Consider the following 21,385-nt stretch of genomic DNA (forward strand, 5'->3'; position numbering starts at 1 on the left):
TCATGTCATCAGCAATCGACGTGCGCGGTCTGCACAAGTCGTACGGCGACAAACGCGTGCTCGACGGCATCGACCTGAACGTTGCCGAAGGCACCATCTTCTCCCTGCTCGGCCCGAACGGCGCCGGCAAGACCACCGCGGTGCAGATCCTGTCCACCCTGGTCACCGCCGACGCCGGCGAGATCCGGGTGGCCGGAAACGACCTGCACCAGGACCCGGAGGCGGTCCGCGCCTCGATCGGCGTCACCGGCCAGTTCTCCGCGGTCGACGGCCTTCTCACCGGCCGGGAGAACCTGATCATGATGGCCGACCTGTACCACCTCGGCCGCCAGGAGGGCCGGCGCCGGGCGGACGAGCTGCTCGAGCAGTTCGACCTGGTCGAGGCAGGCCAGAAGCTGGCGATGACGTATTCGGGCGGGATGAAGCGCCGGCTCGACCTCGCCATGACGCTGGTCGGCAGCCCGCGGATCATCTTCCTGGACGAGCCCACCACCGGCCTCGACCCGCGCAGCCGGCACAGCATGTGGCAGCTGATCCGGGAACTGGTCGCCACCGGCGTCACCGTCTTCCTCACCACGCAGTACCTGGAGGAGGCCGATCAGCTCGCCGATCGGATCGCCGTACTGGACCATGGCCGGCTGGTTGCCCAGGGCGCCCCGGACGAACTGAAGCGGCTCGTTCCCGGCGGGCACATCCGGCTGCGGTTCACGTCGCCGGAGGAGTTCGCGCTGGCCGGCCAGGTGCTGCCCACCGCGGTGCCGAACCAGGATGCGCTGGTCCTGCAGGTGCCGAACGACGGCAGCGTGCACTCGCTGCGCGCCCTGCTGGCCCGGATCGACGACGCCTCACTCGACGTGGACGAGCTGACCGTCCACACCCCCGACCTGGACGACGTGTTCTTCGCCGTCACCGGTCAGCCCACCACCAGCGACGACGAGAAAGTGACGAGCCGATGAGCACCGTTTCCTACCCGATGGCCGACACCGCCACGATGCTGCGCCGCAACCTGCGGCACGCCCTGCGCTACCCCGGCCTGTCGCTCGGTGCCCTCGGGATGCCCGTCGTGATGATGCTGCTGTTCGGCCTCGTCTTCGGCGACACCTTCTCGGCCGGTCTCGGCGCGGGGAGGGGCTTTGACTACATCGACTTCCTCACCCCGGGCATCCTGCTGATGTCGATCGCGTCCGGGACGATGTCCCCCGCGGTCGCCGCCTGCACCGACCTGACCGAGGGCATCGTGGCCAGGTTCCGGACAATGGCGATCTTCCGGCCGGCCGTGCTGACCGGGCACGTGCTGGGCAACGTGATCCTGACGATCGTCAGCCTGGCCCTGGTGGTCGGCTTCGCCGTCCTGATCGGGTTCCGCCCGAACGCGTCCCTGGTGGACTGGCTGCTGGCGAGCGGGTTGATGGTCGCGTTGACCGTCGCCCTGACCTGGTTCGCGATCGCCCTGGGGCTGACCAGCAAGACCCCGGAGGGCGCCAGCAACGTCGTCCTGCCGATCAGCTTGCTGCTGCCCTTCCTGAGCAACACCTTCATCCCGCTGGAGTCGATGCCGAGCGGCATCCGCTTGTTCGCCGAGTACCAGCCGTTCACCCCGATCATCGACACCCTGCGGCATCTGCTGCTCGGAACGCCGATGGACAGCGGCACCGGCTGGATCGCCCTCGCCTGGTGCGCGGCCATCGCGCTGGTCGGCTACTTCTGGGCCCAGAAGAGCTACAACAAGGGCACGGTGGCCTAGGACGACGAACCGAGCAGCTTCGCCCGCGTGCGGACGTGCTCAGGAACACGCAAGTCGCAGTCAGGGTTGGTGACAGGTTCGCCGGCCACGACCTGGAGCGGGATCACGCCAGTCCAGTAGGGCAGGTCGAGATCCTGCTCCTCGTCGTTGGCCGCCCCGGAACGCGTCTTGACCGAGGCTTCGCTCAGAGACAGGGCCAGGACCGACGTCTTCGCGAGTTCCTTGCGGTTGGGTGGCCGGACGGCGCTCGATCGGCCGGGGACCAGGTGGTCGACGATCCGGTTGAGCCCGTGCAGCTTCTCGTCCGGATCGGTCACCAGCCGCGGTACGCCGAAGACGACCGCCGACCGGTAGTTGACCGAGTGGTGGAAGGCCGACCGGGCCAGGACCAGGCCATCGGCGTGAGTGACGGTGACGCAGATGGTCTGCTGCGGTGCCGCGACCACACTGCGCGAGGCGACCGAGCCATGAAGGTACAGCGTGCCGTCGGGCCCTCGGTCGAAGTCCACGCCGTACGCCGTCGGCAGCACGAGCGGATCTCCGTTCACCACGACACCCAGGTGGCAGAACATTCCGTCGAGCAGTACGTCGTACAGGGCCTCGCGGTCGGTCGCGGCACGCTCCTTCGAGCGCCGCAGGGAGGTCCGGTCGGTCGGCTGCAGCGGCGTGGTGGTCAGCACGGTCATGGGGCCTCCCGGCCTGGACTGAGGAGCGGAGGGAGCGAAGCGACCGAAGCGACGAGGGAAGGGCGGGAGTCAAAGCCCCATGACCCGCCGCGCGGCAGCGCGGCATTCAACACTGTCATGTCACCAGATTCGGGGATCAGTGGCATGCTGGCACGGTCCATTCCCGACCGAATCAGGTAGTCCATTCGTGCAGAGCTCGCTGCCGCTGATCCTCGATCGCGCCGACCAGCTGCCGCTGCACCTGCAGCTGGCCGAGCAGTTCCGCGCCGCGATCCGGGACGGCCGGCTCCAGGCGGGCCACCGGCTGCCGTCCACCCGGGACCTGGCCAAGGATCTGTCCGTCTCGCGGTCGGTGGCGCAGGCGGCGTACGACCAACTCCATGCCGAGGGCTGGATCGAGGGCCGCACCGGTGCCGGGACCTACGTCACGGACGTCGCGCCGCTGCAGCCCGCCGTACGGCGACGTGCCGCGGCCCTGCCCGCGGCAGAGCCGGAGCTGCTCACGCTGCGACCCGGCATCCCGTACATCGGGCCGACGCCGGATCCCGGCTGGCGTCGCGCCTGGCGCGAGGTGTCGACACAGTCCCCGCCACCCGGGTACGACGAAGCGGCGGGACTGCCCGCACTCCGGGAGGCATTGGCCGAGCACGTCCGCCGGGTCCGCGGGATCGCGTGCGGACCGGAGAACCTGCTGATCACCAACGGCACCGTCCACGGGCTCCGGCTGCTGCTCGCGGTCACCCGCCGGCCCGGCGACCGGATCGCGATCGAGGACCCCGGCTACCTCAACGCGGTCGTCGCCGCCCGGGACCACCGGCTCGAGATCGTCGACGTACCGGTGGACTCCGACGGCCTGCGGGTGTCCGCGCTGACCGACGACGTCCCGGCGGCGTACGTCACGCCGTCGCACCAGTACCCGCTCGGCGGCCGGCTACCCGTTGCCCGGCGCAACGAACTGATCCGGTGGGCGCGCCGGACCGGGGCGATGCTGATCGAGGATGACTACGACAGCGAGTTCCGGTACGACGTCGCCCCGTTGCCCGCCCTCGCCCAACTCGACCTGGATCGCGTCGTCCACCTGGGCACCCTGTCGAAGACGCTCAGCCCCGCACTCCGCCTCGGCTGGCTGGTCGCCTCCGACACGATGGTCGACCGTCTCGCCGACTTCCGCGCCGAGGCAGGCGACTGGGCCGGGTGGCCGATGCAGGCCGCCCTCCTCGCCATGCTGCGCGACGGCTACCTGGACCAGGCCGTCCGCCGAGCCCGCCGCCTCTACGCCGACCGCCGCACTCACACCTGCACAGTGCTTTCCCCCTACGGCCAGATCGTCGGCCAGGACGCCGGCCTCCACATCACCTTGCTGCTCCCGGACCACGTCGACGACCGGCAACTCGTCGCCGAAGCACGCACGGCCGGAGTGGTCATCGCACCGCTGTCCGAGTACCGCCGCTCAACTCCCGGTCCACCCGGCCTGGTCATCGGCTACGCAACCCCGTCGACCGAGAACCTGCACAAAGCCCTGGCAATCCTGACCGAGGTGCTCAGCCGCCGTTGAGCGGATCCAGCACCTCGCCTGCGGTTCTGGAGGTTATGGGCGGTTCGGGTTGTTGCGCATCGGTGGTTGGACGACCGGGGTGTCGGCTGTCCAGGTCAGCTCGGAGAGCCACATGGTGCGGCCGGGTGGATCGAGGCCGACGGCGGCCGGGTCCCAGGCGTGGTAGATGAACCAGTAACGGTTGTCCTTCAGCAGGACCATGTTGTGGCCGGGGCCGGCCGCGTCGTCCGAGCTGGTCAGGATGGGGTCGCCGGACTTCGTGCACGGGCCGGTCGGAGATTCACACAGCGCGTGGCCGACGGCGTACGACGCCTTGTCGTAGGCGTTGGCGGAGTAGAAGAGGTGGAACTTGCCGGACCGTTCGACCATGTACGGCGCCTCCACCAACTGGCCCTCCCACGGCAGATCCTGCTTGATCAGGCGGTGGACGGGACCAGTCAGCTCGAGACCGTCGGGTGACAGCTCGGAGACGTAGATCCAGGTGTCGACGCCGATCGCGTTGCCGTCGTTCTTCCAGTACAGCCAGCGCTTCCCGGACGAGTCCTGGAACGGCGAGGCGTCGATCGAACCGCCCTCGGCCTCCTGACAGATCAGAGGTTTAGACGATTTGTCGACATATGGCCCCGCCGGCCTCGCTGCGACCGCGACCCCGATGCACTGACGGTGGGACGCGTCGTCGGACGTCGTGTAGTACATGACGTACCGATCAGGCGCATGGACGGCGACCTCCGGAGCCCACACCTTTCCCGGAGTTGTCCACGGAGGCACCGACGGCAGCGCGTCGCCGACCTGTTCCCACGACACCAGGTCGGCCGACTTCAGCGTCTGCACGTTGCCAAGCGGTCCGTTCGTCGCGAACGCGAAATAGCCGTTGTCAGCGGCAATCACCTGCGGATCGGGAAAGTTCGTGTCGTAGACCGGATTGGTGAAGCCCACCGAGGTCTCTCCTTCCGATGGGGCACCGCCGGGACCGCCGCCGCAGCCACTCAACACGACCAGCAGCAGCGACCCCAGACGGTGTCTCATTACTTGCTCTCGTAGAACCGCAGGTACTCGAACGTCGCCACCGGTGGGACCGCGGCGCCGGTGAACTCACCGTGCGCATACAACCCGAGCCGGGCCTCAGCGGGCAGCACCCACGACGCGCCCCACGTCCACTTCTTCCCGTCCACCGACGTACCCGCGCGATACACATGCTCACCCGCGGCGTTCTGGTGGTACGCGAGCCGCATCCACAGGGTCGGCGCCGACCGCCCGATCGCGGCGCCGCCGTACGACGTCGCCCCGTCCGACGGGCGCGCCACCAACTCACGTCCGTACTCGGTCTGCCGGGTCCGCCAGATCGCGACGTTCCCGAGCCGGGCGAAGTCGCTGTCGTTCAGGTACGCGATCATCCCGGCCTGCTGGTAGTTGCGGATGTCGCCCTCACCGAGGTCGAGGTGCACCTTGGTCTCCGCGATCCACCTGTCGGTCGACGGCGTGGTGTGGAACAGCAGGCCGGCGTTGTTCCCGCCGCCGACCAGGTCCGCGTTCTGCAACGGCCACGAGAGCTTGCCATCAGCAACAACCGCCTTGGCGTCCGGCCGCACCCACGACCACGCCGAACCCAAGTCGCCGTCGAAGTCGTCACCAGCCAGCAACTTCCCCGGCTGCGGTACGTCGGCCAGTCGTCGTACCGGAGGTGCCACCGGCCGCACGGTCAGGTTGTCCACCTCGGCCGACCCGAGCCACCGCACCGGCGCCGACTTCACCGACAGACCGGGTACGACGAGCCGCGCCTCGGCGTACACGTCACCCAGGCCGGCGTCGTTGATCCGGGCGGTGACCGTGGATCCGGCCACCTGCACGATCAGCTTGTTCCAGTCGGACCGGTCGAAGCCGGCCGGCAGGACAGCGGATGCGGTACGTCGACCGGCCACGATGGTGATCTTGTCGCCTGACACCGACGCGACGACCGCGCCATCGCCGAGCACCGTGGTGAAGTGCTTCCCCAGCCGCACATCGGCCTCGACGCGCGGCGACCCCGCCGGAGCCGCCTGCCGCGTCCACGCCGCACCGGAGATCGAGGCGGTCGGACCACCAAGTGCGTCACCGGGCCGCCTCGCCGCACCGACGAGTCCGCCCGCCGGGTCGGCTGCGTCGATACCAAGGCCTGACCCAGTCGTCGGCGCGGGCACCGGTCCCTCGGACGGTCCAAGACCGGCCCGCGTCCGCGGCCAGCCGTCGATCCAGTCGATCCGGTCGATCAGCATCGGCCGCCGGTTGATCCCGAACGGGTCGGTCAGCCACGGCGTACCGCGGTCGATCGCGTGGTAGACGATGTGGTCCTGCCCGGCCGCGTCCGTCATGAACGCATGGTGGCCGGGTCCGATCCACTTGTTGCCGTTCTGCGTGATGACCGTCGTACCGCCGACCCGCGAGTCCGTCAGCGTGGCGCCGTCGGCGTCCACGAACGGTCCACGCGGAGAGCGGGACCGGCCGGCGAACACCGAGTAGCCGGTCGTCGGGCCGGCGCAGCAGTTCATCGACGAGCCCATCAGGTAGTACCAGCCGTCGCGGTAGACGGCGTACGCGCCCTCGTAGCGGTCGCCGATCGTCACCTGCGTCGGTGAACCCACCGCGTGCAGGCCGTCCGCCGAGACCTCGGTGACGGAGATGCCGCCGTAGAAACCGCCGTAGTACAGGTACCGCTTGCCGTCGGCGGCGGTGAGCAGCGCCGGGTCGATGGTGCCGAAGTAGCCGCCGTTGCCGTCCGGCTTGGGGGTGACGACCGGGCCGTCCGTCGCGGTCCACGGTCCCGCCGGGGTCGGCGCGGTGGCCACGCCGATCGCGGGATCGCCACCAGGGTTGGCCGCGGTGTCGGTGACGGTGAAGTACATGACGTACCGGCCGTCGAAGTACCGGATGTCAGGCGCCCAGAAGAACGAGCCGGGCGCCGCCCAGGCAGGCTTGGTCTGGTCGTTGAAGACGGTGCCGAGGTATTCCCAGGAGCTGAAGTCCTTGGTCCGGGCCATGTGCATCAGGCCGAACGGGCCGTTGGCCACCAACGGGTCGGAGGTGGCGTAGGCGTACCAGTAGCCGTCGCGGCCTTGGATGATGGACGGATCGGCGAACGTGTCGGCAAAGCTCGACGAGATGGCGTTGGTCGTGGTGACCGGCGGCGGTGCCGCGGTGGCGGCCGGATAACCAACTGCGGTACCGGCTGCCACCGCGGCCACAGCACACACTGCGGCAAGGAGTTTGGGCACGGGCGGGTCCCCTCTCGGACTGATGTCAACCTTTGATGCCGCTGCGCGCGACACCCTCGATCACGTACCTCTGGACGAACACATAGAGGATCAGCACCGGTACGGCGGCCACGGTCGCGCCGGCCATGATCACCGGGTAGTCGGTCGTGTAGGCCCCCTGCAGCAAGGACAAACCGGCCGGCAGGGTGAGCCGCTCGGGGCTGAACAGCACGAACAGCGGCCAGATGAAGTCGTTCCAGTTCGTCAGGAACGACAGCACGGTCAACGTCGCCAGGGCCGGTTTGGCGTTGGGCAGGATGATCCGGGTGAAGACGGTCCAGGCGCCCGCGCCGTCGATCATCGCGACCTCCTCGAGCTCCTTCGGGATGGCGAGGAAGAACTGCCGCATGAAGAAGACCCCGAACGCCCCGGCGGCACCGGGTACGACGAGCGCCCACAACGTGTCCAGCCAGCGCAACTGATCCATCAGCAGGTAGTTGGGCATCAGGAACACGAAACTCGGCACGAACAGAGTCAGCAGGATGACCGCGAACATCGGCCGCTTGAAGCGGAAGTCCATCCGAGCCAGGGCATAGCCGGCCATCGACGCCACCACCACCACGAGCAGCGCGTGCAGGGTGGCCGCGGCGAAGCTGTTCAGCGCCCACCTCAGGACCGGGTTCTGCCCGCCGGTGGTGAGTACTTCCCCGTACGCGCGGCCGGTCGGGTCCTCCGGGACCAGGGTCGGCGGAGTCGACTGTGACTCCCCGATCGACTTGAACGAGGTGATCACCATCCACAGCAGCGGCAGCACGACCAGCAGCATCAGCAGGACCACCAGGATCCAGAACGCGACAGACGGCCGGCGCCTCATGACTTCCGCTCCCTCATCAAGGCGAAGACGATCAGTGAGGCGATCGTCAGGGCGAGCGTCAGCAGGTAGCTCATCGCCGTCGCCTGTCCCATCCGGAACTGGCCGAACCCGGTGTCGGTGATCACCATCAACGCCGTCCTGGTCGAGTCACCCGGTCCGCCCTGCGTGATCAGCAGCGACTGACCGAACATGTTCGCGCTGGCCAGCAGCGTGATCGTGATGATGAACACGGTCACCGGCCGGAGCCCGGGCAGCGTGACGTTGCGGAACTGCTGCCAGGTGTTCGCCCCGTCCAGCTCGGCCGCCTCGTACTGCTCGGCCGGGATGTCCTGGAGTCCGGCCAGGTAGATGATCGAGTTGAACCCCGCCGTCCACCACACCGTCACCCCGACCAGGGCGATCCAGGCCCATGGCTGATCGGTCGTCCAGCCAATCTCCGGGATGCCGAACAGGCCGAGGAAGGCGTTCAGGATGCCGAAGCTGGTGTCCAGGATGTAGCGGAACATCAGGCCGATGACCGCTACACCAAGGACGAACGGCGCGAAGTACACGGCCCGGAAGAACGTCCGGCCCGGGAACTTCCGGTTGAGCAGCACGGCCAGCGCGAGGGGCAGCGCCACCAGGAACGGCACCGACGCGACCGTGAAGATCCCGGTCGCCCGCATGCCGTGCCAGAACGGCTCGGCCGTCGCGGACAGCGGGTCGAACAGGTCCTTGTAGTTCTGCAGCCCGACGAACGGTTTGCGCGGCAGCTGGAAGTCCCAGTCGTGCAGACTCATCCAGATGCCGAACAGGGCCGGACCGATCACGAAGACCAGAAACAGCAGCAGGTAGGGAGCGAGGAACAGGTACGGCGTCGCGCGGCCGTACCCGCGGACCGCGGTCGACCCGCGGGTGCGACGCCTGCGGATCGCACCCGCCTCTGCCTGAACCGCCATGGCTACGCGCCGTACTTCTTGCGGTTCGCCTCCAGGATCTTGTCCGCCCGGCCGGCCGCGTCACTCAGCGCCTTGGCCGGCTCGGCCTTCAGCAGCACCGCCTCGTTGACCGCCTTGTTCATCTCGTTCAGCGCGTCACCGATACCCGGCACCGCCGGCGGGAAGTGGAGGTCGTCGATCTGGGTGGCGAGGGTCGCCTGCTCCGGCAGCGCCTTGAACTCCGCCGACTCGCGCACCTGCTTGCGGGCCGGCACCTGTCCGCCCTTGGCCCACTCCAGCGACTTCTGGCTGATGTAGTTGACGAACACCCGCGCCGCGGTGGACTTGTTCTGGTCCGGCGTCTTCAGCTTGGGCAGCACGAACTGGTGCGATCCGGCCCAGGCCGCCTTCTCGTCACCGATGGTGGGCAGCGGCGCCACACCCCACTCCAGGCCCTTCTTCTCCTTGAACGTGTTGATGTTCCAGATGCCGTTCCAGACAAAGGCGTTCTTGCCGTTCATCACCGCGATGTTGTCGGCGTCCTGCGCGACGTTCTTCGGGCTGTGCCCGTTCTTCACCAGGTCGACGAACCAGCTCAGCCCCTTGACGCCCGGCTCCTCGTGCCAGGTCGCCTTCGACGCGTCGTCGTTGAACAGGTCGCCGCCGAACTGCCAGAGCAGCGCCTGCACGGTCAGTACGCCGGTGAACGGGAACGGGGTGGCCCAGTGACCCTGGATCCCCTTGCCCTTGAGCGCATCCAGGGCCGCGGCGTACTCGTCCGCGTTCGTCGGCGGCTTCGCCGGGTCGAGTCCCGCCTGGGTCATCACCGTCTTGTTGTAGAAGAAGCCCAGCGGGTGCACGTCCAGCGGGATGCCGTACCGCTTGCCGTTGAACTCGCCGGCCTTCCAGACGACCTCGGAGAAGTCTTCCTGCTTGAGTTCGAGCGCCTTCGCGACGTCGTCCAGCGGCTCGATCACGTTGCGGGCCGCGTTGGTGGCCAGCGAGTCCACGTGCATGATCGCGACGGCGGGGCCCCGGCCGCTGCCGACCGCGGTGGGCAGCTTCGTGTAGTAGTCGGCCCACTGCATCACGGTCATCTTGACCTTGATGTTGCCGTGCTCGCTGTTGAACTGGTCGACCAGCTTGCGCATGAACGGGCCGTCACCGCCGGTGAAGCCGTTCCAGAAGTCGAGCTCGACATTAGGGCCTTCGTAGCCCTTCGCACCGCCGTCTCCGGCGGCCGGGCCTGCCCCCGGCCCGGACGAGCCTTCGCCGCAGCCGGCCAGGACGCCGACCGCACCGGCCGCACCGATACCACCCAGGACTAGTCGCCGGCTGATGGTGTTCATGCTGTTCCTCCAGTGGAGATCCTGATCAGGTGCCACGAGGCAGGGGGCAACGTGGCGGTGCAGTTGCCGTCGACGACTTCCGTATCGTTGACGGCCCGGGGCACCACCCGGTCCGGGTCGTCCGCGGTGTTCACCGCGGCCCGATCGTGGTCATGGAGAGCGAGGTGCTCGATCACCCGGTACCCAGGCGCCAACGGGATCTCCAGGTCGACCTTGTCGGTCTCACTCCGGTTCACCACGAACACCGCCAGCTCCCGGGTGTTCTCGTCGTACGTCGCCGTGCTCCACAGGGCCGGGACGCGGCCGAACGCGGCGGTGTCCAGATCGGGACCGCCAGCGACCGCGGTCCGCAGGATGGTCGGTCCGGCGTACTTCGCGGTCAGTGCGAACGGGTGGAAGATGGTCTGCCGCCAGGCGCGGCCGCCCTGTTCGGTGCGGATCGGGCCGATCACGTTGACCAGTTGCGCGAGGCAAGCGATCTTCACCCGGTCGGCGTGCCGGAGCAGGGTGATCAGCAGACTGCCGACCACGACCGCGTCGTCGACGGTGTAGGTGTCCTCGATCAGCGGGCCCACCTCGCGGATGCCGAGACCGAGCTCGCCCGGGAAGTCCTGCTGGTACCAGACGTTCCACTCGTCGAACGACAAGGTGAGCTCCTTGTCGCTGCGCTTGAGCGCCTTGACGTGGTCCGCGGTCGCAACCACCGCGGTGATCATCCGGTCCATCTCCTCGGCCGCGGCCAGGAAGCTCGCCTGGTCGCCGTTCTTCGGCTCGTAGTACGCGTGCAGGCTGATGTGGTCGACCAGGTCGTAGGTGCGCTCCAGCACGACGCGCTCCCACTCGCCGAAGGTCGGCATCCCGGCGTTGCTCGAACCGCAGGCGACCAGCTCGAGGCCGGGGTCGACCCGGCGCATCGCGTTCGCGGTCTCCTCGGCCAGCCGGGCGTACTCCTCGGCGGTCTTGTGACCGATCTGCCAGGGGCCGTCCATCTCGTTGCCGAGGCACCACACTCTGATGTCGTGCGGATCCGGGTTGCCGTTGGCCACCCGGCGGTCGGGCAGCTCGGTGCCGGCCGGGAGGTTGCAGTACTCCAGCAGCTCGACCGCTGCCTTGATCCCGCGGGTGCCGAGGTTCACCGCCCAGATCGGCTCGACGTCCGCCTTGCGGGACCAGGCGACGAACTCGTCGGTGCCGAACTGGTTCGGCTCGATCGCCCGCCAGGCCAGGTCCAGCCGGCGCGGCCGCCGCTCCTTCGGCCCGACGCCGTCCTCCCAGTCGTAGTTCGAGACGAAGTTGCCGCCGGGGTAGCGGATCGCGGTCACTCCCAGCTCGCGGACCAGCTCCAGGACGTCCTGCCGGAAGCCGTCTGCGTCCGCGGCCGGATGCCCGGGCTCGTAGATCCCCGTGTAGACGCAGCGGCCCATGTGCTCGATGAACGAGCCGAACAGGCGCCGGTCAAGCGTCCCGACGACGAACGCGGGATCCACCACAAGCCGTGCCACAAAGCCTCCTGGCAGTCTTTACAACGTTTAACCTCGAGTTTTACAACGATTGACATGGCCTGTAAAGGGTTCGTCGCACGCACACTGGAGGACATGCCGAGAATCCAGTCCGTGGTCATCCACTGCCACGACCCCTACCTGCTCGCGCCGTTCTGGAGCCTGGCCACCGGCCTTCCCGTGCACCCGGACGACGTCAAGGCGCTGGCCTCGCGCTCCCTGGGCCAGGACGAGTCCGTCCTACTCGGGACACGCGACGGGTTCCACGTCTGGGTCACGCCGGCTGACGACCTCAAGCCGGTGGGCCGGATTCACCTCGACGTCACCGGCGAGGACGAGGACCTGCGGTCGCTGCTCAACGCCGGCGCTTCCGTCGTCCGGAAGCTGCCGCACTGGACCGTGCTGTCCGATCCCGAAGGCAACGAGTTCTGTTTCGTCCCGGCCGTGGCACACTCAGGAAGCGTCGGCTGAGACGGAGGTACGGATGGCGACCAGGCTGAGTGATGTCGCGGCGCGGGCCGGCGTGTCGGTGAAGACGGTGTCGAACGTCATCAACGACTATCCGCACATCACCTCGCAGACCCGGGCGAAGGTCGAGGCCGCGATCGCGGCGCTGGACTACAAGCCGAACGTGAGCGCCCGTTCGCTGCGCAAGGGCCGGTCGGACTTCATCGCACTGGCCATTCCGGAGATGGCCTCGCCGTACTTCGCCGAGCTCGGCGCGGCGATCAGCCGGGCGGCGAAGAAGCGCGGGATCACCGTGCTGATCGACCAGACCGAGGGTGAGGCCGCGGCCGAGAAGCTGGTCCTGGACGGTATGCGCGGGCAGCTGATCGACGGCATCATCTTCTCCCCGATCACCACCGCACCAGCCAAGATCGACACCGCCGGCACCGCGAAACCCCTTGTTCTGCTGGGCGAACGGCCCACCGGCGGCACCTTCGACCACGTCGCGGTCGACTCGGTGCAGGCGTCCTTCGACGCGACCACCCACCTGGTCTCCATCGGCCGGCGCCGGATCGCCGCCATCGGTGTCGGCGGTGGCGCGGGCACCGGCGCCGTACGCCGCAAGGGCTATCGCAAGGCTCTGAAAGCGGCCGGTCTCCCACACGATCCGGCGCTGGAGCTGGCCGGGACCGGGTACCACCGGCCGGACGGCGCCGCGTCGATGCGGGAGTTGCTGGCGTTGCCGGAGCCGCCGGATGCCGTGTTCTGCTTCAACGATCTGCTCGCCCTGGGGGCGTTGCGGACCCTGGCCGACGCCGGGTTGTCGGTGCCGGACGACGTCGCGGTGGTGGGGTTCGACGACATCGAGGACGGCCGGTACCACACGCCGTCGCTGACCACGATCTCACCGGACAAGGAATGGCTGGCCGAGAACGCCGTCGGCCTGCTGCTCGAGCGCATCTCCGGCAACGCTGAGGCCGCTCGGCGCGACCTCAGCGTCCCGTACACGTTGGAGATCCGGGAGTCGACCGCCGGCTAGGAGCCTGCCGGGCAGCCGACCAGATTCGCGGTCACACTTGCACCAGGGGCGACGGCGATCGCCCGGCTCAGCGATTCGGGAGACCTGCCAACTGCTTGGCCAGCCCGGTCTGCGTCGTCCGCAGCCTGGCCGCGAGCCCGAGTACGGCGTTGCGCAGCGGGCGGACCAGTCGCGGCAGATTCGCCAGCCGAGTCAGCCGGTGAGCGAGTGCGACGACCCGAAGGGCTTCGGCGCGGCTGTTCGTCGCGTAGGCGTCGAGCACGGCTTCCTCGCCCTGAGTCAGCGCGGTGGACAGCGCGTCGGCCAAGGTGATCGCGTCACGCAGACCGAGGTTCATGCCCTGGCCGCCGGCCGGGCTGTGGGTGTGCGCGGCGTCGCCGGCCAACAGCACTCGTCCGGCCCGGTAGTTGTCCGCGACCCGCTCGTGGATCCGGAACCGCGAACCCCAGATCACTTCCGTCACCCTCGGCGAGTTCTTCTTCGGTCCACGCGTCGCGAGCAGCCGCTGCGCGTACGCCGCATCCGGATGCTCGGGAGCTTCGTCGACCGACGCGACCAGCCGGAACGATCCGTCCGGCAAGGGCGCGATCACGAGCAGCCCGGCGGTCGCGAAGGACAGCGAGACCTCCTCGGCCGGCAAGCCGTCGGCCCGGACATCCACCAGGCTGAAGTTCAGCTGCAGTGTGTTGCCCGGCATCTTCAGCCCGGCGCACTCCCGGATCGTGCTGTGCATGCCGTCAGCGGCGACGACGTACTGCGCCTTGATCACGTCACCGTTGTCCAGCGTCACCTCGACGCTGTCAGCGGACTGCGTGAGGTCGGTGGCGGCGTACGGACGGAGGACCGTTCCGCCGAGCTCCTCGAGCCGCTCGAGCAGGACCTGCTCGGTCTGCCACTGCGGGATCATCAACGTGAACGGGTACGCCGTGGGCAGGTCGCGGAAGCTGACCGGGACGAGCCGGCGGTCACCGTCGCGGATCGCGAAGTCCTGCAGCTCCAGACCGAGCTCGACCAGGCGCTTGGTGACGCCGATCTGTTCGAGCATCTCCAGGGTCCGGGCATGGATCACGGACGCGCGCGAGGTGTTCGAGCCCTCAGCTTGCTTGTCCACCACCACCACGGAATGGCCGTGCAACCTCAGCCCAGCCGCGACCGCCAACCCGACCGGGCCCGCACCCACCACCACGACCTCTGCACTCTTCGGAGTCATCGTCGCTCCCTTCGCATTTATCAACGCTTGTTGACTTTCACTGTAGGAACACCGGAGAGAAAAGTCAACAAGTGTTGGCATATGCTCAGGGCATGGCGGAACGAAAGTCAGACCGGACCCGGGCGGCGATCCTCGCGGCGGCGCGGGAACGATTCGGCGCGGACGGGTACGAGCGCGCCACGATCCGGGCGATCGCGGCGGACGCGGCGATCGACCCGGCGATGGTGATGCGGTACTACGGCAGCAAGGAGAAGCTGTTCGCCGCGGCAGCCGAGTTCGATCTGCAGTTGCCGGACTTCAGCGGCGTACCCCGGGACCAGCTGGGCGAGGCGGTGATCCGCCACTTCTTGACCCGGTGGGAGGGGGACGACACGCTGCGCGCACTGCTGCGGGCAGCGGTCACCAACGAGTCCGCGGCCGAGCGGATGCGACAGCTCTTCGCCCAGCAGCTCGCACCGACCCTGCGCGAGCTCGCGGTCGACGAACCGGCCGTCCGGGCCGGCCTGGTGGCCAGCCAGACACTCGGACTCGCGCTCTGCCGCTACATCCTCGACGTCGAACCGATCGCCCGGCTCTCACCCGACGACGTCGTTGCCTGGCTCGGCCCGACCCTGACCAGGTACCTCATCGCGCCCCTCCCCGATCGACCTTGAGAAGCCACCGACCATTCTCAGGCCCTTGGAATGGTCGGTGGGTTCTCAAGGTGGTGGCTAGCGACTGGTGGCCCAGGCCTGGGCGGCGGGGAGGGTCTCCTCGAGGGGCGGCAGGTGGGGGTGCCACTTGAGCTCCCACTCCAGGGAGAGTGGGTAGTCGGTGCCTCGCAGCGTCGCGAGCAGGTCCTGGATCGGGAAGTCGCCGGTGCCGATGGCGACCGGGCGGTAGTTCTGCCGCGAGTCCGACTCCTTGATCTGGACGAACTCGAGCCACGGCTTCAGCAGCTCGAAGGACTCCGCCGGGGTTTCGCCGTGGCTCCAGGTGTGTGCGCTGTCCCAGATCACCTTGGCGCTGTGGCCCGGGACGTCGTTGTCGAGCAGCGTGAGGAAGCCGGCCATCTTCCGGCCGGCCGAATGCGAGTCGTGGGTCTCCAGCAGGATGTGGACATCCCTGGGTGCGGACGTGACCCGGTCGAGGGCGCGGATCTCGCCGGCGCTGGGTGCGTCCGCCGTACCCTCGACCGTGCTTGTGTCATCGTCGCCGGGGAAGACGCGGACACCGCGTGCACCGAGGTCGGCGGCCAGCTCGAGGTGGGCCTCGAGCGGCTGCTCCTCGACCGCGCACAGCTTGACGTAGCTGCTGATCGCGAGGATCTCCAGGCCGGCGTCCTCGATCCGGGTCCGCAACTCGCGCCGCTGCGCCGCGGTCAGGCCGGTGTGGGTGAACTCGTCGTCCGCGGCCCGCAGCTCCAGGCCGGAGATGTCGTTGCCTTTGGCAAGTTCGAGGACATGGTCGAGAGACGCTCCGTGGCAGCCGAGCGTGGAGAACGCGAGGGTCATATCCCCTATTCGATCAGACGCGGCCGATCAGACCCAGCGCCGGCGCGGGTGGGTGCGCGGGGTGGTGCTGGTCTGCTCCTCATGCTCCGGTGCCTGCTGCTCGTACGAGTACGGCGACTGCTGCTCCGGCTGCTGCTGCTCCGAGTAGTAGTTGCCGCTGTAGTCGGAGGAGTAGGACTCGGACGAGTAGTTCGGGCTGTAGCTCTCGTACGACGGCTCGACACCGCTGTACTCCGACCCGCTGTAGGAGGTCGGGCTGTAGGAGTCGTACGACGTCGACTCATAGCTGTTGGTCGAGTAGTCCGCCTTCGACGAGTAGCCGTCATCGGTCGGCTGCTCGTAGCTGTTGCTGGAGTAGTCCGACTGTCCGTACGACGTGTAGTCCGGGCCGGACTCGTACGTCGACCGGTAGCTCGCGGACTGGTCGTCGTACGAGCTGTACTCGGGTGACGAGTAGCTGGTGTCTGAGGAGTACGACGGCTCCGGACCGTACGACGGGACCGTCGGGAGCGGCTTCGACGGGGTCAGGAAGTCGTCCTGCGGCGAGACGACCGGAGCCGGCTCGTAGTAGCCGGAGGACGCCGACACCGGCGGCGACGGCATGGTGTGCGACTGCGGCCCGTACACCTCGTGCGACGACGCCACGTCGTGGGAGGAGCTCACCTCGTGGGAGGACGCGGCGGGCTGGATCGCCGACGGGCTGTCCACCGCGACCCGAGCGGCCCGGCGGCCGGCGCGCGCAACGGGCGCGGGCTCAGGCTCGGGTGCGGGTGCGGTCTCGACCTCCGCCGGGGCGGATGTCGAGGTGAGGTAGTCGGAGGTGGCGTCGTACGAGTAGGGCTCGGAGTAGCTGCTCGCCCAGGACGGCACCTCGGCCGGCTCGGCCGGCTGGGTCGGCTGGGTCGGCTGGTAGGAGTACGGCTCTGGCTCGACCACGGTCAGCGGCGGCGTCTCGTCCAGCCAGCTGCTGCTCGACGGCGACGGGGCCTGGGGCGACAGCAGGTCGTCGTTCCGGGAGTTGAGGTAGTCGTTCCAGCTGGTCTTCGGGTAGCTGGTCTCCTCGCCCGACTGCTGCTCGTCCTGCCACGTGCCGACCGCGTCGAACTGCTCGGTCGCGGGTCCGGCGTCGTCCTTGCCGTCCTGCCAGCTCTGCACCACCGGCGCGAACGGGCTCCACTTCGGCGGCTCCTCGATCGGGTTGTCACCACCGAAGGCGGGGGGCACGGCGCCGGCGCCGAACGGGCTGCCGCCACCGGGGAACCCGCCGGCCGCCGCGCCGTCACCGGGGAAACCGGCCGCCGGGGGCGGGACGGGAGCGGGAGCGAACGGGCTGGGAGCCGGGCCACCGCCGGCCATCTGCAGCTGCGGCTGCCGCTCGAGCCGCAGCGCGGGCGCAGCGGCCAGGGCCGGGCCGGCGATCGGCTCGTTGATGGCCGGCTGCTCGTCGGTGTCGTCGTTCGCGTACGACGGAACCTGGGTGACCTCGTAGCTCGGGACCGCGGTCAGCTTCGGGCCCTGGTCCCACCACGGGATCCACGCGCGGCCGGTCTGCATCGCGTTGATCTTGCGGATCACCAGCGTCGCGGCGACCGCCGACACCGCGGTCAGCAGCAGTGACGCAGTACCGGCCAGGGCGATACCGCGCAGCGACCCGACGGTCGCCTCCATCCACATCAGGAAGCGGCGGATCACCACGTCGAACGCGAGAGCGCCGATCCAGGTCACCCACCACACGGCCGTGAGGGCGGGCGTCCTGAATCGGCGCAGGTCATCGGCGTACACCGGGGTTTTCGGATCACTGGCCAGCCAGACGTCGTCGACGATCTGCTTGGGGTACCAGAGATTGGGTCCGGGGCAGAACCAGCTGGCCAGCACCCAGCCATGGCTGCGGCGATGGTCGGCCTGGCAGAACACCTCGGAGTTGACCCGGGCCCGCCAGAGCCAGATGACGAAGACGACGGCGGCGGCGACCGAGATGACGACGTTGGGAACCGCGGTGACCTTGGCGATGGCGTCGGCGCGGTTCAGGTCCGCGTCGTCGACGTTCGGCATCCCGCCGAGGTAGCGGTTGACGACGGAATACGTGTTCCAGTCGGACCAGGTGGAGAGCAGATGGGTGAGTGTCGACGCTCCGAGCAGTCCGATGGCGATCTTTCCGACCGTCCCGACCTGCTGAAACTCCTCAGCTGCGTGCGGCTGCCACTCTTCTTCTTGGTCTTGAACAGCAGACAGGACTGCTGGCTGCGGGTGGCTCACGTTCGTCCCTCGCGTTGCTGGAACTCCGTCTGTTCGGCGTTTCGGCCAAATCCTGCCCCCGCATGACCGAGCCACATTGATACCACGAAGTAGGTACCCGTGTGGAGCCGGGTCCAGCACGGAGGGTGTCGACTTAACGTGTTCTTTTCGTGCGCCCATCACCTCTTGTAACGACGAACTGGACGGTCCGTGACGGTTTGGTTTACCGCGCAGGAGGCTGGAATCCGGGCTCCGCCTGCCCGATCGCCCACCACGGCACCCAGGCCCGCTTCGTCTGCAGCTCGTCGATCCGCTCGATCAGGATCACCGCCAGCACCGCGGCCGCGGAGGTGAACAGCGCCGAGATCGTGGACAGTACGACGTTCGTCCGCAGGTCGGCCAGCTCGGTCGCACCCCCGATGACACCGCGTTGGACGATGTTGCCGCTGACCAGGCCGGCCACCCAGGTGAGCCACCAGGCCCAGACCAGCCGGGTGCCCGGGATACCCCGCAGCGTCGCGATGTGCGGCGGCGTCCGCGGATCGCTGGCGGCGACGATGTCGTCGACGACCTGCTTGGGGTACCACAGGTTCACCACCGGGCAGATCCAGCTGCCGAGCACCCAGCCGCGGGTGAACCGGTGCTCGCCGCGGCAGAACATCTCCGCATTCCACCGGACCCGCCACAGCCAGACGATGAACACCACCGCGGCGGCGAGCAGGGCCAGCGCGGCGACGATGCCGAGCGACCCGGAGATCAGGTCGGCCTCGGCCAGCTGATCCGGATCGTCGCCGTACTGCTTCACCGTCTGGTAGGAGTACCAGTCGGACCAAGCGGTCGCCCAGGTGGTCACGGTGACGACCCCGATCAGGATCGACGCGGCCAGACCCATCGCCCGCTCTGAGCTGAACCAGCGGTCCAGCGGCAGCTGGGTCGACATGTGTCACAAATAGCACAACCACGCGTGACCAGGCGAGAACAACAGGTGGTCGGAGCGTGGGTGTCGGAGCTGGTCGGTGTCGCGAAATCGCCAGAAAATGTCCGTGCCGGGCGGGAGGATGAGGGCATGCGCTGGTCCGTGATCGACTCTCCCATCGGCGACCTGTCCTTGGCGGTCGACGATGTCGGCCTGTGCCGGCTGAACTTCGGCCGGGTGGACAAGCACCTCGAGGCGGACCCGCTGCTGACCAAGACCCAGGAGCAGCTCAAGGCGTACTTCGCCGGTGAGCTGACGGAGTTCACCGTGCCGCTGTCGGTCCGCGGCGGCTCCGAGTTCGAGCGGGCCGTCTGGGCTCAGCTGAGCCGGATCCCGTACGGCGAGATGCAGACGTACGGCGAGGTCGCCAAGATCGTCGGCGACGCGGGCGCGGCCCGGGCCGTCGGTGTCGCCTGCAACCGGAACCCGATCGCCGTCGTCGTGCCCTGTCACCGGGTCGTCGGCGCCGGCGGCAAGATGGTCGGCTTCGGCGGCGGCATCCCGCTCAAACGCCACCTGCTCGAGCTCGAGGCCCGGATCACTCTCGAGACGCTCTGGACCTGAAGCGAAAAGGTGTCTGCCTCACCACGCAGTGAAACCTGACGAAGATCTGACACCAGGTGACGCGTGCGAAGGCACCGCCTGGGCTACTGGGGGAATACAGTCGCTAACAGCGACTGTTTCGTTACGTTTGAAGCGCATGATTCACGCCACACCCCCACCCTGCCCCCGGAAGACACCGCATAGATGACCAAAGCCCGCTCGACCGCACACCTCCACCCCGACCTGAGCGCCCTGATGGACAAGAGCGCCGAGGACTGGTCCGCACCTGAGATCCAGAGTGCCGCCCGCTCGGCGCTGAAACTGCACGCCCCGGACCGCGAGCCGCTGACCTGGATCAAGCGGTTCGGCATCCTGCCCTGGCTGCACCGCAACGACGCCGTCTGCCAGCACTGCGGCGGCACCTACCCGTGCATCACGCACCGGTACGCCACCCAGCTGCTGTCAGCCGGCCGTTACACCATCGCCAAGCCACACCCCGACGGCGACGACCAGGACCCCGACCACGATCCGAGAGACAACTGAATCGATACGGCCCCACCCCGCCGCCCCGGTCAGGCGTCGTACGCGCAAGGCGACGTCGAGGCAAACGAAGGCCGCGAACCCCAGCCGGGGATCGCGGCCTTCGCCGTTGCGGTAGCCGGTCAGGTCAGGAGTCGGACGGCTTCGGGTTGCTCGACTTCCGGGCGGTCGTGCTCTTCTTCGCGGCGCCGTTGGCCGTCGCGTTCACCTCGGTGTCGTCATCCTTGGCGCTGTCGGTGGTCGCCGACTCCGCCTTCGGAGCGTCGGTCTGGCCGTTCGACGAGGCCGGCTCCTCCTTGGTCTCCGATGTGGACTCGGTCTTCGACTCGGACTCGGTCGTGGACTCGGTGGCGGGGCGGGACGTCGTACCGGCCGGGGCGGAGCTGTAGTCGCGGCCGCTGGTCGGGGTCGACTGCCAGGCCGGCTCCGGCGGGGTCAACAGCTTCTTCACGGCTGCCGCGGCCAGGGCGCCGAAGCCCAGGAACAGGACGACCTTGCGGAGCGTGTGGCTCTTCTTCTTGGGCACGTCGATCTCACCCTTGAGCGCGGCCTTGGTGGCCTTGCCCCGGCGCGAGGTCTCCTCGACGACCGGCTCGGCGGCGGCCGCCAGCGACGCCAGCGCGGCGGTCACCTTCGGCAGCACGTCGTCGTTGAACCGCTCGCGCGCCTTCTCGGCCGCGTGCTCGGTGGCCGGGCCGACCTTGGCCAGCGCGTCGTCGATCACTGGGCCGGCCTTCTCGACGGCTTGGTGGGCGAGGTGGGCGCCGCGCTCGCGCGCCTTCTCGGCGTACGGCGACACCTTCTCCCGTGCGGTGCCCACAGCCGGTGCGATCTTCTCTGACGCAGATTCGGCCAGTGGCCGGACCCGGTCCTTCGCGGTCTCGACCCGGCCCTTGGACTTCAACAAACCCACGGTTCCCTCCTCGGTGCCGCCCGCTCGATGGGCGGCCATCTGGCCCATCGGCGGTATGGACGCAACTGATACGACTCTGGACAAATGCGGCTTCGTCTGCATCGTACGACGTACCCAGCCGACAAACCCGCTCCCCGG

The 21,385-nt window shown here is 68.5% G+C and carries 20 protein-coding genes; 8 read left to right on the plus strand and 12 right to left on the minus strand.

Translation table 11 applies throughout. The features are described from left to right. Nucleotides 1-2 precede the first annotated feature (2 nt). Complete coding sequence (locus tag AB0F43_RS19090; protein WP_360477991.1) at nucleotides 3-956, plus strand: ATP-binding cassette domain-containing protein; 954 nt, start codon at nucleotides 3-5, stop codon at nucleotides 954-956. Then, nucleotides 953-1,744 (plus strand): ABC transporter permease, encoded by a 792-nt coding sequence (locus tag AB0F43_RS19095; protein WP_360477994.1) that lies wholly within the window; start codon nucleotides 953-955, stop codon nucleotides 1,742-1,744. The genes AB0F43_RS19090 and AB0F43_RS19095 overlap by 4 nt, the downstream gene beginning before the upstream one ends. Here the strand turns inward: AB0F43_RS19095 and AB0F43_RS19100 are convergent. Beyond that, nucleotides 1,741-2,430 (minus strand): pyridoxamine 5'-phosphate oxidase family protein, encoded by a 690-nt coding sequence (locus AB0F43_RS19100; RefSeq protein WP_360477997.1) that lies wholly within the window; start codon nucleotides 2,428-2,430, stop codon nucleotides 1,741-1,743. The two genes, AB0F43_RS19095 and AB0F43_RS19100, sit on opposite strands and share 4 nt — an antisense overlap. Before the next feature lie 187 nt (nucleotides 2,431-2,617). Between AB0F43_RS19100 and AB0F43_RS19105 the strand changes: the two genes are divergently transcribed. Continuing rightward, nucleotides 2,618-3,985, plus strand: a complete 1,368-nt coding sequence (locus AB0F43_RS19105; protein WP_360478000.1) for a PLP-dependent aminotransferase family protein — start codon at nucleotides 2,618-2,620, stop codon at nucleotides 3,983-3,985. 33 nt (nucleotides 3,986-4,018) lie between these two features. Here AB0F43_RS19105 and AB0F43_RS19110 read toward each other — a convergent pair whose 3' ends face one another. The 6 genes from AB0F43_RS19110 to AB0F43_RS19135 all read right to left on the minus strand — a co-directional run bounded on the left by AB0F43_RS19110 (nucleotide 4,019) and on the right by AB0F43_RS19135 (nucleotide 11,854). Beyond that, the gene (locus tag AB0F43_RS19110; protein ID WP_360478003.1) at nucleotides 4,019-4,921 is read right to left on the minus strand and encodes a glycoside hydrolase family 43 protein; all 903 of its coding nucleotides are present in this window, start codon (nucleotides 4,919-4,921) and stop codon (nucleotides 4,019-4,021) included. An 89-nt stretch (nucleotides 4,922-5,010) separates the two neighbouring features. Next, the gene (locus tag AB0F43_RS19115; RefSeq protein ID WP_360478006.1) at nucleotides 5,011-7,233 is read right to left on the minus strand and encodes a family 43 glycosylhydrolase; all 2,223 of its coding nucleotides are present in this window, start codon (nucleotides 7,231-7,233) and stop codon (nucleotides 5,011-5,013) included. A gap of 25 nt (nucleotides 7,234-7,258) precedes the next feature. Further along, nucleotides 7,259-8,086: a carbohydrate ABC transporter permease gene (locus AB0F43_RS19120; protein ID WP_360478009.1), complete on the minus strand. Its 828-nt coding sequence runs from the start codon at nucleotides 8,084-8,086 to the stop codon at nucleotides 7,259-7,261. Next, nucleotides 8,083-9,024 carry a sugar ABC transporter permease gene (locus AB0F43_RS19125; RefSeq protein WP_360478012.1) on the minus strand — a complete coding sequence of 314 codons (942 nt, stop codon included), beginning with the start codon at nucleotides 9,022-9,024 and terminating at the stop codon, nucleotides 8,083-8,085. The genes AB0F43_RS19120 and AB0F43_RS19125 overlap by 4 nt, the downstream gene beginning before the upstream one ends. 2 nt (nucleotides 9,025-9,026) lie before the next feature. Then, nucleotides 9,027-10,352, minus strand: a complete 1,326-nt coding sequence (locus tag AB0F43_RS19130; protein WP_360478015.1) for an ABC transporter substrate-binding protein — start codon at nucleotides 10,350-10,352, stop codon at nucleotides 9,027-9,029. Further along, nucleotides 10,349-11,854 carry an alpha-N-arabinofuranosidase gene (locus AB0F43_RS19135; RefSeq protein ID WP_360478018.1) on the minus strand — a complete coding sequence of 502 codons (1,506 nt, stop codon included), beginning with the start codon at nucleotides 11,852-11,854 and terminating at the stop codon, nucleotides 10,349-10,351. Before AB0F43_RS19135 ends, AB0F43_RS19130 begins: the two co-directional genes overlap by 4 nt. 93 nt (nucleotides 11,855-11,947) lie before the next feature. On the opposite strand from AB0F43_RS19135, the gene AB0F43_RS19140 reads away from it, so the two are divergent. Both AB0F43_RS19140 and AB0F43_RS19145 read left to right on the plus strand, forming a co-directional pair. Continuing rightward, nucleotides 11,948-12,322, plus strand: coding sequence for a VOC family protein (locus tag AB0F43_RS19140; protein WP_360478021.1), 375 nt, complete (start codon nucleotides 11,948-11,950; stop codon nucleotides 12,320-12,322). A gap of 13 nt (nucleotides 12,323-12,335) precedes the next feature. Continuing rightward, nucleotides 12,336-13,337 carry a LacI family DNA-binding transcriptional regulator gene (locus tag AB0F43_RS19145; RefSeq protein ID WP_360478024.1) on the plus strand — a complete coding sequence of 334 codons (1,002 nt, stop codon included), beginning with the start codon at nucleotides 12,336-12,338 and terminating at the stop codon, nucleotides 13,335-13,337. A 67-nt stretch (nucleotides 13,338-13,404) separates the two neighbouring features. Here AB0F43_RS19145 and AB0F43_RS19150 read toward each other — a convergent pair whose 3' ends face one another. Then, nucleotides 13,405-14,547, minus strand: coding sequence for an NAD(P)/FAD-dependent oxidoreductase (locus AB0F43_RS19150; protein WP_360478027.1), 1,143 nt, complete (start codon nucleotides 14,545-14,547; stop codon nucleotides 13,405-13,407). A gap of 92 nt (nucleotides 14,548-14,639) precedes the next feature. Here AB0F43_RS19150 and AB0F43_RS19155 point away from each other — a divergent pair, with 92 nt between their 5' ends. After that, nucleotides 14,640-15,200 carry a TetR family transcriptional regulator gene (locus AB0F43_RS19155; protein ID WP_360478030.1) on the plus strand — a complete coding sequence of 187 codons (561 nt, stop codon included), beginning with the start codon at nucleotides 14,640-14,642 and terminating at the stop codon, nucleotides 15,198-15,200. A 57-nt stretch (nucleotides 15,201-15,257) separates the two neighbouring features. Here AB0F43_RS19155 and AB0F43_RS19160 read toward each other — a convergent pair whose 3' ends face one another. From AB0F43_RS19160 to AB0F43_RS19170, 3 genes are all read right to left on the minus strand, one after another. Next, complete coding sequence (locus AB0F43_RS19160; RefSeq protein ID WP_360478033.1) at nucleotides 15,258-16,040, minus strand: sugar phosphate isomerase/epimerase; 783 nt, start codon at nucleotides 16,038-16,040, stop codon at nucleotides 15,258-15,260. 27 nt (nucleotides 16,041-16,067) lie between these two features. After that, the gene (locus AB0F43_RS19165; protein WP_360478036.1) at nucleotides 16,068-18,296 is read right to left on the minus strand and encodes a DUF4328 domain-containing protein; all 2,229 of its coding nucleotides are present in this window, start codon (nucleotides 18,294-18,296) and stop codon (nucleotides 16,068-16,070) included. Nucleotides 18,297-18,498: 202 nt separating this feature from the next. Beyond that, nucleotides 18,499-19,215, minus strand: a complete 717-nt coding sequence (locus AB0F43_RS19170; RefSeq protein ID WP_360478039.1) for a DUF4328 domain-containing protein — start codon at nucleotides 19,213-19,215, stop codon at nucleotides 18,499-18,501. A 126-nt stretch (nucleotides 19,216-19,341) separates the two neighbouring features. Here AB0F43_RS19170 and AB0F43_RS19175 point away from each other — a divergent pair, with 126 nt between their 5' ends. After that, nucleotides 19,342-19,815, plus strand: coding sequence for a methylated-DNA--[protein]-cysteine S-methyltransferase (locus AB0F43_RS19175; RefSeq protein ID WP_360478042.1), 474 nt, complete (start codon nucleotides 19,342-19,344; stop codon nucleotides 19,813-19,815). A gap of 183 nt (nucleotides 19,816-19,998) precedes the next feature. Then, nucleotides 19,999-20,337 (plus strand): hypothetical protein, encoded by a 339-nt coding sequence (locus AB0F43_RS19180; RefSeq protein ID WP_360478045.1) that lies wholly within the window; start codon nucleotides 19,999-20,001, stop codon nucleotides 20,335-20,337. Nucleotides 20,338-20,461: 124 nt separating this feature from the next. On the opposite strand, the gene AB0F43_RS19185 is transcribed toward AB0F43_RS19180, so the two are convergent. Further along, nucleotides 20,462-21,247 carry a hypothetical protein gene (locus AB0F43_RS19185; RefSeq protein WP_360478048.1) on the minus strand — a complete coding sequence of 262 codons (786 nt, stop codon included), beginning with the start codon at nucleotides 21,245-21,247 and terminating at the stop codon, nucleotides 20,462-20,464. Nucleotides 21,248-21,385: the final 138 nt, after the last annotated feature.

This window comes from Kribbella sp. NPDC023972 (genome assembly GCF_040639075.1).
Classification (GTDB): domain Bacteria; phylum Actinomycetota; class Actinomycetes; order Propionibacteriales; family Kribbellaceae; genus Kribbella.